Raw genomic sequence first — 12,268 nt, forward strand, 5'->3', positions numbered from 1 at the left:
CCTCCCCCGCTCGCGTCAGGCGGTGCGCCGCATCCGGGCGATCGCCGCGAGCACCAGGACGAGCACGACGGCGACGAAGCCGAGCAGGACCGGGACGGCCGGCAGGAGCGCGAGCGCGGCTCCGATCGCCAGGACCGGTACCGCGAGGCCGAGGTAGGCGGCGAGGAACATGGCCGCGAGCACCTCGCCGCGGGTCTCGTCGGTGGCGAGCGAGCCGGCGACTCCGAGCGCCAGGCGGAAGAGCAGGCCCACGCCCGCTCCCGCGAGCACCCCGCCGACGATGAAGGCGGCCACCGAGACGATCACGGCACCGGTCGCGACCAGCAGCAGCCCGACCGTCAGCGCGACGGCCGCGAGGCGGAGCGCCGTCCGCGAGGACAGCCGGGTCGAGACCAGCTGCGCGAGGGCTCCTGCGGCGAAGACCCCGAAGGAGACCGCGCCGGCCTCGAGGTGGGAGGTCTCGCCGAAGCGGCCGGCGAGGAAGGTCGGCGCCAGTGAGGTGAAGAGGCCGAACACGGCGAACCCGGCGAACGCGCCGACCGCGGCCGAGAGGAAGACGCCGCGGGACGCGGCCGGGACGGCCAGGCGCTGCGGACGGTAGGCCGGGAGGGCCTCGCGCCGCTCGACCGTCTCGGGGACGAGCGCGACGCCGATCCCGAGGACGACCAGGAGGACGAGGAACACGGCGTAGGGAACGACCAGCGGCTCGCGCACCGTCACGGCGAACACCCCGCCGACGAGCGGGCCGAGCGCCAGCCCGCCCATGTTGACGAGGGTGGACACGGCGCGGGAGGTGCCCGGCCCCTCCTCCGGACGGGCGACGGCGCGCAGCTCCGAGAGGTGGGCGGTGGCCGTCGCGGTGAGCGCGCCGACGCCGAGCCCGGTGAGCAGGCGGGCGAGGACCAGCCCGGGCACGTCCGGCCAGAGCAGGAACACCGCGGCCGCCAGGACCTCGACGAGGATCGAGGCGAGCAGGATCCGGCGGCGGCCGAGCCAGTCGCTGACGTGTCCGGCGAGGAAGAGGCTCGCCACGACTCCGACCGCGTACGCGGCGAAGACCACGGTGACGACGAAAGCCGGGAAGCCGTCGCGCTGCTGGTAGATCGCGTAGAGCGGCGTCGGCACGGTGGAGAACGCCATCACCGCGAGGAAGGCGGCGGCGATCACCCAGAAGCCGTGCCGGTGCGGGAGCTCGCGGCGGTGGACGGAGGGGAGGGAGCGCTCGGTGGTGGTCACGGTGTCCACAGTGCTCCGACCCGTCATCCGTGTCCAACGGAGGATCTCGGATGGATTGATCGCTCTGGTCGGATAATGGACGCATGGACGACCGCCAGCTCGCCGCCTTCGTCGCCGTCGCCGAGGAGCTCAGCTTCACCCGGGCGGCCGCGCGCCTGTTCGTCGTGCAGTCGACCCTCTCGGCGAGCATCCGCTCGCTCGAGCAGGAGCTCGGCTCGCCGCTGTTCGCCCGCTCGACACGGCGGGTGGCGCTCACCGCGGTCGGCGAGGCGCTCCTGCCCTCCGCCCGGTCGGCGATCGACAGTCTCGACCGGATGCGCTCGCTCGCGGCCGACGACGCGGCGGGGCTCCGCGGGCGGGTGCGGGTGGGCACCTTCTCCGCCCTCGACCTCGTCGACCTGCCCGGGGCGCTCGGAGTCTTCCGCGCCCGGCACCCGCTGGTGGACCTGCTCCTGCGCACCTCGACCACCGGCTCGACCGGTCTCGCGGAGGACCTGCGCCGCGGTCTGCTCGACGCCGCCCTGCTGGCACTGCCTGCGGCGCAGCTGCGGGGCCTGGCGGTGACCCGGCTGGTGCGCAGCGACTACGTCCTGCTGGTGGAGAGCGCGCACCCGCTCGCCGCGGCGGGACCGCCCTCGCCGCAGGACCTCGACGGGCTCGCCTTCGTGGACACGCCCGCCGGCTTCGGCAACAGGGTCGCCGTCGACCTCGCCTTCCGCGAGGCCGGGGCGTCGCGCCGGGTGGCCACCGAGGTCGCCGATCTGCCGGGGATCCCCCGCTTCGTGCAGGCGGGGCTGGGTCCGGCGATCGTGCCCCGCGCGGGCGTCGAGCCGCTGGAGGGCGTCACGGCCCTCGCGCTCGACTGGCCGGGGCTCGTCTGGGAGCTCTCGGTCTGCACGGCGCCGCGTCCCTCCGCCGCGGAGCAGGCGCTCACGGCCGTGCTGGCGGAGCGCTCGGCCTAGGCCTCAGCCCTCGCGCAGGGAGCCGCGGACGATCGAGTCGCCGGAGTGCTCCGGGTCGTCGTCGAACGGCTCCTGGGAGACGTCCACGAGCGAGTACTCGTCGAGGTCGACGTCCTCGGGGACGGCGAAGACGCCGTCGGTCCCGTCGAGCACGCCGAGGCCGACCAGCCCGGAGGCGTCGGCGGCGAGGAGCCAGACCTCCCGGTACGAGTCGTCCGCGCCCTGCGCGTCGAGGTGCACGTGCAGGCGGCGGGCGCCGTCGGCGTCCTCCAGCTCGGCGGTCCCGCTCGCGCCCTGCCAGTCGGGGAACGCGGCGAGATCGGCGCGCGCCACCACCGCGGCGGTGTCGTCGCTCCGCGAGGCCTGCCACCAGGCTCCGCCCGCGACCCCGACGACGAGCGCGCCGAGAGCGGCCAGCACGGCGCTCAGAGCGCGGGGTCGGCGGCGGCGGGTGGGACGGTGCCGTCCCGGGGGAAGGGCGAGCGGGGGCGGCACGGCGGCGGCCGACGCGGGCAGGGCGCCGGGCCCGAGGTCGCCGAGAGCGAGCTCCTCGCGGATGCGGTCCCAGACCATCGCGGGCGGCGCTTCCAGCTCGACGGCGCGGCTCGCTCGACCCAGGCCCGCCGCGTGGCCGAGCTCGACCAGCTGCCGGGCGCAGTCGGGGCAGTCGCGCAGGTGGGCCTGCTCGGCGTCGCTCGAGTGCTCGCCGAGGGCGAGCAGGGCGAGCTCGTCGGGATCGAGGTGGGTCATGTGCTGCTCACCTCCAGGCGGGAGCGGAGCCGGTCGAGGCTGCGGCGGATGTGGCTCTTGACGGTACCGAGCGGCAGGCCGGTGCGCTCGGCGATCTCGGTGTGGGTGAGGTCCTCGTAGAAGGCGAGGCCGATGACGCGGCGGGGAACGGGGTCCAGGCGGGAGAGCTCGTCGGCGATCAGGATCCGCGCCTCGAGGTCGACCGGCGCCTCCCCCTCCTCGACCGGCGTCACGGCGACGAGGGCCTCGGTGAGACGCCGCTCGCGCGCCCGTGCCTCGTGCGCGTCGGCGATCCTCCTCCGGGAGATGCCGACCAGCCAGGCGCCGAGCGCGGCCCGACCGGGGTCGAAGCCCGAGCGGGACGTCCAGGCGGAGACGAACACCCGCTGCACGACGTCCTCGGCGTCGCCCCGATCGCCGAGCGAGCGCAGTGCCAGCGTGAACACGAGCGGTGACCAGCGCGAGTACGCCTCGGCGAGCGCCGCATCCTCCCCCGCGGCGAAGCGCAGGCCGAGCCGGGCCACGAGGGCGCTCTCGGCCTCGGCGCCGTCGGCGGGCTCGCTGGTCTCGATCAGGGGGTCCCTCCAGGGCTGCGGGGAGCGCCGGCGCCCGGGGGCGTGCGGCGCTGCGAGGCTCATCGTACGTCGGTGAGGCTCGGGCGGGCGGGTCAGCCGACCGGGACGGCCGTGACCACCACGTTGCTGAGGTAGTGGCGGGTGTCGTAGTCGAAGTCGCCGCCGCAGGTGATCAACACCAGGCGGGGCGGTCCGTCGGCGGCGAACACGGCGGAGAGGTCGACCGTGGTCTTCTCGGTGGTCTCGACGGTCGAGACGGTGTACGTGCGCTCCGCGCCGTCCTCGCCGGTCAGGGTGACGGTCTGGCCAGGGACCGCCTTCTTCAGCTCGACGAACGGACCGAGGCCGTAGGCGAGCGAGTCGACGTGCGCGGCGATCACGACGGTGCCCTCCGGCTCGTCGAGGCCGGCGCCGAAGCGGTACCAGCCCGCGACCTGCGTGTCGGGCACGAGCTCCATCGTGCCGTCCTCGGCGACTCCGACCGGCTCCACCGCCATGTCGACGGGGAGCTCGTCGACGACGAGCCGCTCGGGGGCGAGGACCGCGGGGGCGGGGGTCGCGCCGAGCCGGGCGTCCGCCACCGGGACGGACGGAACGGCGACGGGCGACGACGCGGGCGGAACGGGAGCGACCGTGGCCGGCACCGGCTGCTGGGGCGCCGAGGAGACGACGGCGGGAGCGGGCTCCACCCGGGACTCCTGCGCCGCGCATCCGGCGAGACCGGCACCGGCCACGATCAGCCCGACCACGGCGAGGACGCGCAGAGGGAAGGGGCTCCGGCTCATGGCGTCCTCCTGGGTCGTGGTCGGGGGGTGCCGGGACGGCCGCGCTCCAGCACGGCCGACCCGGCGGTCGGTTCCTCGGGTCAGCGACGCGAGGCGGCGGTGCGGCGGCCGATCAGCACGGCGCCGGCGGCGGCGAGGGCGGCGAGCAGTGCTCCGCCCCACCAGCCCGCGGCGGCGTCAGGACGGTTGTCCGCGGCGAGGCCGGCCTCACCGGCGGGGACGCCCGACGGCGAGGAGTGCAGTCCGTCGATGGTCTGCGTCGCGAGGGCGAGGTTGCCCTTCTCCAGGCTGCCCCACGCGTAGACGATCGTGTTGACGCCCTCCTGGACCTGCACGTCGGCCGGGCCGATGACCGGCGCGGTCGTGCCGGTCGCGGCGACCACGGTGGAGATCGTGGCGGGCGCGAGGTTCAGCACGCCCTCGTTCGGGTTGGTCACGTTCGTCAGGACGGGCGACCCTCCGGCGAGGATGTCGACGGCCGGAGCGGCGGCGATGTGGCGGACCGTGAGCCGGCCCTCTCCCGCGGCGGTCTTCGAGATGTCGTTGGTGAAGAGGGTGGCGGTGGGGGTGTTGTCCGGCTTCAGGTGCGCGGCGACGGTGTAGCTCTTGCCGGCCTCCAGGCTGATGTCGATCGGGCCGATCACGGGGGCGCCGGCGTCCGCGGCGGTGGAGGCCGTGATGGCGACCGTGTAGGTGCCGGTGGGCAGGTCGAGCGGGCCGGCGAGCGAGCCGGGAGTGAAGTCGTCGAGCGTGAGCTTCCCGTCGACGTAGACGTCGACCGGGGTGTCGGGGACGGCGTGCAGGACCGAGAGGTCGGCCGAGTCGGCGTCGGCGGCGGTGGCGGGCGTGGCGGCGATGCCGACGACGGCCAGGGTTCCGATGCAGGCACCGGCGAGCAGGCTGCGGGAGAAGCGGGAGGTGGTCACGGTGTTCCTCTTTCACGATGGGACCCGCGAGGGGTCGGGGGGTGGTCGAGAAGGGCCTTCACCACTACTTCCGGCCGAGACGCCTCCTCGGATGCACCCGATCTGAGATTCCTCGAGAGAATTCCTGTCCGGCGCTTCGCGAGCCCCTCGCGGCGCTGGCCCGAGCGCCCGCTCCGGGCTAGCCTCCGACCAGGAGGTGCGGAGGATGGGCAGGCGCGGCGTGGTCCTCCTCCTCGCCGCCGCGGCGCTCACCACGGCGGCGGTCGCGGGCGTGCAGGGCTCCCTCACCCCTCGGGCGCCGGTCGCCGACCAGGCCGCCGCCGCCTCCGACGCCCCCGCCCAGTGCGACGACGCCCGGGAGCTGCTGGCCGCCTCGTCCGCCTTCGAGGGCGGAGCGGGCGTGCCGGCGGGCCACCTCGTGGCCTGCCTCGACGAGGACCACCGGCGCCTCACGATCCACAACCGCACCCCCGTCGTCTGGAGTCTCGGCGATTCCTCCGTGCGCGGCGTCGCGAGCGGGACGGACGGAGTGACGGGGCTGCTGAGCCTGCACGCGTCGCAGTCCTCCTCCGGACTGCTGCTCGCTCCGGGATCGGCGGCCTCGGTCTCGGCCGGCGACGGGAGGATCCGTCCGCGGCCCGACGAGCCCTCGACCCGGCTGCAGCTCGCGCTCACCGCGGTGGTCGCGGCTCAGGATCAGGCGATCGGCCCCTCCGCCGGTCCCGACAGCATCATCCGCGGCGCCGCGCTCACCTGCGCGGTCGTGGTCGCGGAGTCCGACACCGGCTGGCGGGTCACCTCGGCGCAGGCTCTCGCCGCGGCGGCCGAGGATCCGGTGTGCGCCCGCGACTGGTCCCGCGCCCAGCGCAGCGCGGCGGCGTGGCGGATCGCCCTGCCCGGGCTCGTCGACGCCGTCGAGGCTCCCGGCCGCCCCGAGGAGGACTCGGCGCTCCAGCGGGCCGCGGCCGACTGGTTCTCGGCCTCGAGCGGCTTCTCGTGGGGCGGAGTCGACCGCCCCGCTCCCCTGCCCTGACCTGCACCGCCGGCCTCGTCCGCGCCGGGAACGCGGAACGGGCCGCCCTCCGCGAGGAGGACGGCCCGTTCGGCAAGAAGTTCGCGGTGTCATCAAGACCGCGCCCTGCTCCGGGAGGAGCTAGCGGCGCAGACCGAGACGCTCGATCAGCGAGCGGTAGCGGTTGATGTCCACATCCGACAGGTAGCCGAGGAGTCGACGACGCTGACCCACGAGCAGCAGCAGACCACGACGCGAGTGGTGGTCGTGCTTGTGCTCCTTGAGGTGCTCGGTGAGGTCCTTGATCCGCTTGGTCATGACCGCCACCTGGACCTCGGGGGATCCGGTGTCACCGGGGTGGGTCGCGTACTCTTCGATGATCGCCTTCTTGACATCTGCTTCGAGTGCCATATATGGGATCCCCTCTCTCTCGTTGCGCGGTGCCCGGCGCCTGGTGCGTGGGCTCTCTTGATCCGCGGCCGTCGAACGGCAGCCGGACGACTCTACCAGAGGCAGGGCCGTCTCAGGAGCCGGTGGCCCGGTTCCAGAGCACGACGAGCCACGGCGAGACCAGCAGCTGCCAGTAGACGAGCACGAGGACGTTGACGACCACGCCGATCCAGCCGGCGATCGGCGGTCGCTTCTCGCGGCGCCGGGCCCGGAGGGTGGAGACGGCGAGCAGGATCCCGGCGAGCAGGACCGCGTGCACGAGCGCGGTGTAGAGCACGCCGACCAGCAGGTCGCTGACGGCCTGGTCGCCCGGGTAAGCGCCGAGCGAGATCAGGGCGTACCAGACGAAGAACGACAGCGGGACGGCGAGGACGGCCAGGAGGACCGAGGCGATCCCTGCTCCGTAGCGGTGGAGGAGTCCGCGCGCGCCCGAGGCGGTGGCGCCGGTCCGCGGGGCTCCGGCGCGGACGCCGCCGGTGGAGCTGCGCCGACCACCCGTGGCGGCCGCGGCGCGACGCGCACCCGCCTCGGCGGCGGTGCGGATCGAGCGTCGCGAGGGGGCGGCTCCGGCTGCTCGCGGGACAGGAGGACCCTGACGCCCGGGCGCGCCGTCGGATGACGTGCTCATGCCTCTCACCCTAGGGGATGGCCCCCGAGCCCCGGATCGGCGCGACACGGCCCGTCGGGGCGGCGGAGTCAGCAGAATGGAGCGAGTGAGCCAGACCCCCCGCGCCCCCCGGCGCAGCCACGTCCTCGACGCCTCCCCCCTCCGCGAATCCCCCGCCTTCGCGCGGCTCTGGGCCGGCAACGTGATCTCGGGCATCGGCGGCCAGATGACGATCGTCGCGGTCGGCCTGCACATCTACGAGCTCACCGGCTCGACCCTCGCGGTCGCCCTGGTCGGCGTGGTGGCGCTGGTCCCGACCGTGATCGCCGGCCTCTACGGCGGAATGCTCGCCGACGCGTTCGACCGCCGCCTGGTGCTCCTGCTCGCCGCGATCGTGGCCTGGGGCTCGACTGCGGGGATCGCGGCCCTCGCCTGGCTCGGCGCCGAGACTCCGCTGTCCCTCTACGCGCTCACCGCCGTGAACGCGGTGGCGACGACGGTGATCGTGACCACCCGGATGACGCTGGCGCCGCGGCTGCTCCGCACCGAGCTGGTCCCCGCCGCCGCCGCGCTGGGCGGCATCGCGAGCGGTGTCGAGGTGACCGTCGGGCCCGCCCTCGCCGGGGTGCTGGTCGCCTCCTCCGGCTTCGCGATCACGTACACGATCGACGTCGTGCTGTTCCTCGCCGCGTTCCTCGGCATCGCGGGGCTGCCGGCGCTCGTGCCCGAGGGCGAGCGCCAGCGGCCGGGGCTGGAGTCCCTCCGCTACGGACTGGGCTTCCTGAAGGGCGCTCCGAACATCCGGATGTCCTTCCTGGTCGACATCGTGGCCATGACCTTCGGCCAGCCGCGCGTGGTCTTCCCGGCGGCCGCCGCCGTGCTGCTCGGCGGCGGCGCGGTGACGGTGGGCGCGCTCACCGCCGCCTTCGCGATCGGAGCGCTGCTCAGCGGCGTCTTCTCCGGCCGGCTCACCGGGGTCCGCCGGCAGGGCCTCGCGATCGGCCGCTCGATCCAGGTGTACGGAGCGTTCGTCGTCGCGTTCGGCGCGGTCCTGCTCGGCGCCGCGCTCGTGAAGCACGACGCGTCGGCGCCGAACGCTGTGCTCATCGCCCTCGCGGCGGTCGCCCTGGCGGGCGCGGGCGCCTCTGACAACATCAGCTCGATCTTCCGGCAGACGATGCTGCAGACCGCGGTCCCGGACAACATGAGGGGCCGGCTCCAGGGCGTGTTCATCGTCGTGGTGACGGGCGGCCCGCGGGTCGGCGACCTCTACACGGGGCTGCTCGCCTCGCTCGCGCTGCTCTGGCTGCCGCCGCTCGCGGGCGGGCTCGCGATCATCGCGATCCTCGCCGCGGTGCTGCGCCTGCGGCCGGGCTTCCGCGCGTACGACGCGCTGCACCCGACGGCCTGAGCCCGGGGGCGTCTCCTCCGGGGCGGACGGGACGGCGCGCCCGCCCGCTCGGCACCGGCCGGCGGACGGGCGCGCGGCGGATCAGTCGCCGGAGGCCGCGTCGGCGCCGCCGCCGTCGGTCAGCCGGTCGTCCGAGACCAGTCCGCTGTCGTCGTCGCGGCCCTCGACCCGCACCGGACGGTAGACGTGGAAGCCGTCGTCGTCGGGCTCGAGCTCCCAGACCACCTCGACCTCCTCGCCGTCGATGTCGGCCAGACGGGTGAAGGAGCGCTGCGGGGAGCCGTCGATCATCTCGAGGCGGATGCTCTCCTGCTCCGCTCCGCTGTCGAGGATGGCGGTGTACGTCGATTCGGTGTCCATGCCTCGACGCTAGACACGCGCGGGGAGGCGTCGCCACCCCTTGCGGCGGCGCCCGGTCCGCGTAGCGTCGGCACCATGACCGACACCGACATCACTCCCGCCGACTCCGACGACCGCGAGCAGATCACCGAGATGGTGAAGAGCGCCGGGATCGGGCTCCTCACCACCGTCAACGCCACCGGGCAGCTCGTCAGCCGTCCGCTCAAGGCCCAGGACATCGACTTCGACGGCGAGCTGTGGTTCTTCACGCAGGACCCGTCACCCAAGGTCGACGACATCCGCGCGAACCCGAGCGTCAACGTCGCGTTCGAGTCGAAGAAGGGCTACCTGTCGGTGGCCGGCTCGGCGACCGTCGTGCACGACCCTGCGAAGGTGGACGAGCTGTGGTCCCCGGCCGTCGCCGGCTGGTTCCCCGACGGCAGGGACGACCCGACCGTCGCGCTGATCCGCGTCGAGGCCGAGACCGTCGAGCTGTGGGCGACCGACGAGCCCCGTCCGGTCGTGCTGTTCAAGGTCCTGAAGGCCGCCGTCACCGGCGGGCAGCCCGACATCGGCGAGAACCGCACCGTCTCCTTCGAGTGACCCCTCCCTCCCCGCGGGACGCGCCGGGGCGGACGCGTGCGGCGCGTCCGCCCCGGGACGGCGCCTCGCGGGGAGGTGCGTCAGGCGCCGCCGAAGCGCTCGGTGCGGACCCGCTCGGGCGAGTGGCCCTGCTCGACCAGGGCGGTGGCGACGGCCTCGACGAACGAAGTCGGGCCGCACACGTAGACGGTCGGCTCGAGCGCGGCCGGCAGTGCCGCCTCGACGAGCAGCTCCGGAGTGACGCGGCCGGCCGGACGCGCCGCTCCCGCCGGTGCCACTCGGGTGAAGACGTGGTCCACCGCGACTCCGCCCGTCGCGGCAGGCCGCTCGGCGAGCGCCGCCAGCTCCTCGCGGTAGTAGGCGAAGACGGGCGAGCGGACCGAGTAGAGCAGCTGCATCCGCGCCGTGCTCCCGGACCGGGCGTGCTCGCGCGCCATCGCCATCAGCGGCACCACGCCGCTCCCGCCCGCGATCAGCTGCACCGGCTCCGCCTGCTCGGGACGCCAGACGAACCAGCCGCCGATCGGGCCGCGGATCTCGAGCCGGTCGCCCGCCTCGAGGCCGTCGACCAGGTACGGGGAGACCTCGCCGTCGTCCAGCCGCTCGACCGCGAGCTCGACCCGCTCCCCGTCGGCCGGCGCGCCGATCGAGTAGGAGCGGCTCGCCTGGTAGCCGTCGGGCGCGGTGAGCCGCACGTCGAGGTGCTGCCCCGCCAGATGGCCCGGCCACCCGGGCACGCGGAGCACCAGAAGGCGCGACGTGGGAGTGACCGGCGCGACCGATTCGGCCACCGCCTCCGTCCACATCACCAGTAGCGCTCCTCTTTCCAGGGGTCTCCGTGCATGTGGTAGCCGTTCTGCTCCCAGAAGCCGGGCTCGTCGCCGGGCATCAGGCGGAGCGTCCGCACCCACTTCGCGCTCTTCCAGAAGTAGAGGTGGGGCACCAGGAGCCGTGCGGGGCCGCCGTGCTCGGCTGCGAGGGGCTTCCCCTCGAACTCGGTGACGACCCAGGCCTTCCCGCCGCGGATCTCGGCGAGCGGGAGGTTCGTCGTGTAGCCGCCGAAGCTCTGCGCCATGACGAAGCCGGCGTCCGTCTCCAGGCCCTCCAGCAGCGTGTCGACCGAGACGCCGCGCCAGCTGGTGCCGAGCTTCGACCACCGGGTCACGCAGTGGATGTCGGTGTGCACGTCCTCGTGCGGGAGTGCGTCGAACTCCTCCCGGTTCCAGCGGCGGACGCCCGCAGGGCCGCCGTCGATGGAGAAGGCCCACTCGTGGATGTTCGGGGTGGGCCCGATCGAGAGGACGGGGAACCCGTTCTCGAGGTGCTGGCCCGGCGGGAGGTCCGGGTCCGCCTCCCTCTTGCCGAAGAAGCCCCGCGTGATGATGCCCATGTCCGCCCTCGTCGTCCTCGGGGCCTGGCCCCGGATCGCTGGAAACCGCTCGTCGCGCTCACGCTACCGCTCGGCGCTACCGCATGCGGGCCCGCCGGGCGAGCCCGGGACCGTGTCGGACGTCGGTGCCAGGATCGGGGCATGAGACGAACCGTCGTGCCGCCGTACCTCCTCGTCCGCATCGCCCGCCTCGACGATCCGGCCTTCGCCCGGGCCGCGCGGGCCGCGAGCCGCTCGCTCGAGCAGGACGTGCCGTTCCGGCGCGTCCGCCCCGGCGAGCCTTCGCCCGACCGCGGGGTGCCGACCGCCGCCGCGATGCCCTCTCCGCGCACCCGCGTGCAGTCGCTCCAGCGCACCATCGCGGACGCGCGGACGGAGGAGACCCTGCCCGGCACGGTCGTCCGCCGCGAGGGCGAGGCGGCCACGGGTGACGCGGCCGTCGACGAGGCGTACGACGGCCTCGGCGCGATGTCGGCCTTCCTGCAGGGGGCGTACGGCCGCGACTCCATCGACGACGCCTGGCTCCCGCTCGACGCGACCGTGCACTTCGGCGACGACTACGACAACGCCTTCTGGGACGGCTCGCGGATGGTCTTCGGCGACGGGGACGGCCAGGTGTTCCGCCGCTTCACCGTCTCGCAGAGCGTGATCGGCCACGAGCTCGCCCACGGCATCACCGAGTACACGGCGAACCTCGTCTACCGCGGCCAGTCCGGAGCGCTCAACGAGTCGGTCTCGGACGTGTTCGGAGCTCTGCTGGAGCAGTACGGCGCCGGCCAGAGCGCCGACGAGGCGAGCTGGCTGATCGGCGAGGGGCTCTTCACCGACGAGGTGCAGGGCACGGCCCTGCGGTCGATGATCGCTCCCGGCACCGCGTACGACGACGACGTCCTCGGCTCCGACCCGCAGCCGGGCTCGATGGCCGACTACGTCGAGACCGACGACGACAACGGCGGAGTGCACATCAACTCGGGGATCCCCAACCGCGCGTTCGCCGTGGCGGCGACGACCCTCGGCGGGAAGGCGTGGGAGCGAGCAGGGCAGGTCTGGTACGACGTGCTGACCGGGGGTGTCCTCACCGCGACGGCCGACTTCGAGGCGTTCGCAGCGCTCACCGTGCAGGCCGCCGCCGAGCGCTACGGATCCGGCTCCGAGGTCGAGGCCGCCGTGCGCACCGGCTGGACGACGGTCGGCGTGACGCTGGCCGCCTGAGCCGGTCCGC

The 12,268-nt window shown here is 74.3% G+C and carries 15 protein-coding genes; 5 read left to right on the forward strand and 10 right to left on the reverse strand.

Translation table 11 applies throughout. The features are described from left to right. Positions 1-15: 15 nt before the first annotated feature. Entirely contained in the window at positions 16-1,236 is a 1,221-nt protein-coding gene (locus C5D08_RS05225; RefSeq protein WP_258067324.1) for an MFS transporter, read from the reverse strand. Positions 1,237-1,319: 83 nt separating this feature from the next. Between C5D08_RS05225 and C5D08_RS05230 the strand changes: the two genes are divergently transcribed. Continuing rightward, complete coding sequence (locus tag C5D08_RS05230) at positions 1,320-2,198, forward strand: LysR family transcriptional regulator (RefSeq protein ID WP_104276130.1); 879 nt, start codon at positions 1,320-1,322, stop codon at positions 2,196-2,198. Positions 2,199-2,201: 3 nt separating this feature from the next. Here C5D08_RS05230 and C5D08_RS05235 read toward each other — a convergent pair whose 3' ends face one another. The 4 genes from C5D08_RS05235 to C5D08_RS05250 all read right to left on the reverse strand — a co-directional run bounded on the left by C5D08_RS05235 (position 2,202) and on the right by C5D08_RS05250 (position 5,234). Then, entirely contained in the window at positions 2,202-2,948 is a 747-nt protein-coding gene (locus C5D08_RS05235; protein ID WP_104276131.1) for an anti-sigma factor, read from the reverse strand. Then, on the reverse strand, positions 2,945-3,586 hold the full coding sequence (locus C5D08_RS05240; protein WP_104276132.1) for an RNA polymerase sigma factor: 642 nt from the start codon (positions 3,584-3,586) through the stop codon (positions 2,945-2,947). Before C5D08_RS05240 ends, C5D08_RS05235 begins: the two co-directional genes overlap by 4 nt. Positions 3,587-3,615: 29 nt before the next feature. After that, complete coding sequence (locus C5D08_RS05245) at positions 3,616-4,308, reverse strand: class F sortase (protein ID WP_104276133.1); 693 nt, start codon at positions 4,306-4,308, stop codon at positions 3,616-3,618. 80 nt (positions 4,309-4,388) lie between these two features. Then, positions 4,389-5,234: a DUF4397 domain-containing protein gene (locus C5D08_RS05250; protein ID WP_104276134.1), complete on the reverse strand. Its 846-nt coding sequence runs from the start codon at positions 5,232-5,234 to the stop codon at positions 4,389-4,391. A gap of 205 nt (positions 5,235-5,439) precedes the next feature. On the opposite strand from C5D08_RS05250, the gene C5D08_RS05255 reads away from it, so the two are divergent. After that, entirely contained in the window at positions 5,440-6,267 is an 828-nt protein-coding gene (locus C5D08_RS05255; protein WP_146082637.1) for a hypothetical protein, read from the forward strand. Between the two features lie 120 nt (positions 6,268-6,387). Here C5D08_RS05255 and rpsO read toward each other — a convergent pair whose 3' ends face one another. Together rpsO and C5D08_RS05265 are read right to left on the reverse strand one after the other, a co-directional pair. Then, a complete protein-coding gene (gene rpsO, locus C5D08_RS05260; protein ID WP_104276136.1) occupies positions 6,388-6,657 on the reverse strand; it encodes a 30S ribosomal protein S15 in 270 nt (89 codons plus the stop codon). 112 nt (positions 6,658-6,769) lie between these two features. Further along, the gene (locus tag C5D08_RS05265) at positions 6,770-7,324 is read right to left on the reverse strand and encodes a hypothetical protein (RefSeq protein ID WP_104276137.1); all 555 of its coding nucleotides are present in this window, start codon (positions 7,322-7,324) and stop codon (positions 6,770-6,772) included. Positions 7,325-7,400: 76 nt separating this feature from the next. On the opposite strand from C5D08_RS05265, the gene C5D08_RS05270 reads away from it, so the two are divergent. Beyond that, a complete protein-coding gene (locus C5D08_RS05270; RefSeq protein ID WP_104276138.1) occupies positions 7,401-8,714 on the forward strand; it encodes an MFS transporter in 1,314 nt (437 codons plus the stop codon). A gap of 81 nt (positions 8,715-8,795) precedes the next feature. Here the strand turns inward: C5D08_RS05270 and C5D08_RS05275 are convergent, their stop codons facing one another. Beyond that, positions 8,796-9,074, reverse strand: a complete 279-nt coding sequence (locus C5D08_RS05275; RefSeq protein WP_104224817.1) for a hypothetical protein — start codon at positions 9,072-9,074, stop codon at positions 8,796-8,798. Positions 9,075-9,149: 75 nt separating this feature from the next. Here C5D08_RS05275 and C5D08_RS05280 point away from each other — a divergent pair, with 75 nt between their 5' ends. Beyond that, complete coding sequence (locus C5D08_RS05280; protein WP_104276139.1) at positions 9,150-9,656, forward strand: pyridoxamine 5'-phosphate oxidase family protein; 507 nt, start codon at positions 9,150-9,152, stop codon at positions 9,654-9,656. A gap of 80 nt (positions 9,657-9,736) precedes the next feature. Here C5D08_RS05280 and C5D08_RS05285 read toward each other — a convergent pair whose 3' ends face one another. Together C5D08_RS05285 and C5D08_RS05290 are read right to left on the reverse strand one after the other, a co-directional pair. Beyond that, a complete protein-coding gene (locus C5D08_RS05285) occupies positions 9,737-10,462 on the reverse strand; it encodes a ferredoxin reductase (RefSeq protein WP_104276140.1) in 726 nt (241 codons plus the stop codon). After that, positions 10,462-11,046, reverse strand: a complete 585-nt coding sequence (locus tag C5D08_RS05290) for a molybdopterin-dependent oxidoreductase (protein ID WP_104276141.1) — start codon at positions 11,044-11,046, stop codon at positions 10,462-10,464. Before C5D08_RS05290 ends, C5D08_RS05285 begins: the two co-directional genes overlap by 1 nt. 141 nt (positions 11,047-11,187) lie before the next feature. Between C5D08_RS05290 and C5D08_RS05295 the strand changes: the two genes are divergently transcribed. Continuing rightward, positions 11,188-12,258: a M4 family metallopeptidase gene (locus C5D08_RS05295; protein WP_104276142.1), complete on the forward strand. Its 1,071-nt coding sequence runs from the start codon at positions 11,188-11,190 to the stop codon at positions 12,256-12,258. Positions 12,259-12,268 lie beyond the last annotated feature (10 nt).

Origin of the sequence: Rathayibacter sp. AY1B6, from assembly GCF_002932755.1 — a bacterium.
Taxonomy (GTDB): Bacteria; Actinomycetota; Actinomycetes; order Actinomycetales; family Microbacteriaceae; genus Rathayibacter.

Coding starts and splice junctions, on each gene's coding strand:
- C5D08_RS05270 (WP_104276138.1), top strand. CDS start 7,401: ATGGAGCGAGTGAGCCAGACCCCCCGCGCCCCCCGGCGCAGCCACGTC.
- C5D08_RS05295 (WP_104276142.1), top strand. CDS start 11,188: ATGAGACGAACCGTCGTGCCGCCGTACCTCCTCGTCCGCATCGCCCGC.
- C5D08_RS05230 (WP_104276130.1), top strand. CDS start 1,320: ATGGACGACCGCCAGCTCGCCGCCTTCGTCGCCGTCGCCGAGGAGCTC.
- rpsO (WP_104276136.1), bottom strand. CDS start 6,657: ATGGCACTCGAAGCAGATGTCAAGAAGGCGATCATCGAAGAGTACGCG.
- C5D08_RS05240 (WP_104276132.1), bottom strand. CDS start 3,586: ATGAGCCTCGCAGCGCCGCACGCCCCCGGGCGCCGGCGCTCCCCGCAG.
- C5D08_RS05290 (WP_104276141.1), bottom strand. CDS start 11,046: ATGGGCATCATCACGCGGGGCTTCTTCGGCAAGAGGGAGGCGGACCCG.
- C5D08_RS05275 (WP_104224817.1), bottom strand. CDS start 9,074: ATGGACACCGAATCGACGTACACCGCCATCCTCGACAGCGGAGCGGAG.
- C5D08_RS05255 (WP_146082637.1), top strand. CDS start 5,440: ATGGGCAGGCGCGGCGTGGTCCTCCTCCTCGCCGCCGCGGCGCTCACC.
- C5D08_RS05265 (WP_104276137.1), bottom strand. CDS start 7,324: ATGAGCACGTCATCCGACGGCGCGCCCGGGCGTCAGGGTCCTCCTGTC.
- C5D08_RS05280 (WP_104276139.1), top strand. CDS start 9,150: ATGACCGACACCGACATCACTCCCGCCGACTCCGACGACCGCGAGCAG.
- C5D08_RS05245 (WP_104276133.1), bottom strand. CDS start 4,308: ATGAGCCGGAGCCCCTTCCCTCTGCGCGTCCTCGCCGTGGTCGGGCTG.
- C5D08_RS05235 (WP_104276131.1), bottom strand. CDS start 2,948: ATGACCCACCTCGATCCCGACGAGCTCGCCCTGCTCGCCCTCGGCGAG.
- C5D08_RS05285 (WP_104276140.1), bottom strand. CDS start 10,462: ATGTGGACGGAGGCGGTGGCCGAATCGGTCGCGCCGGTCACTCCCACG.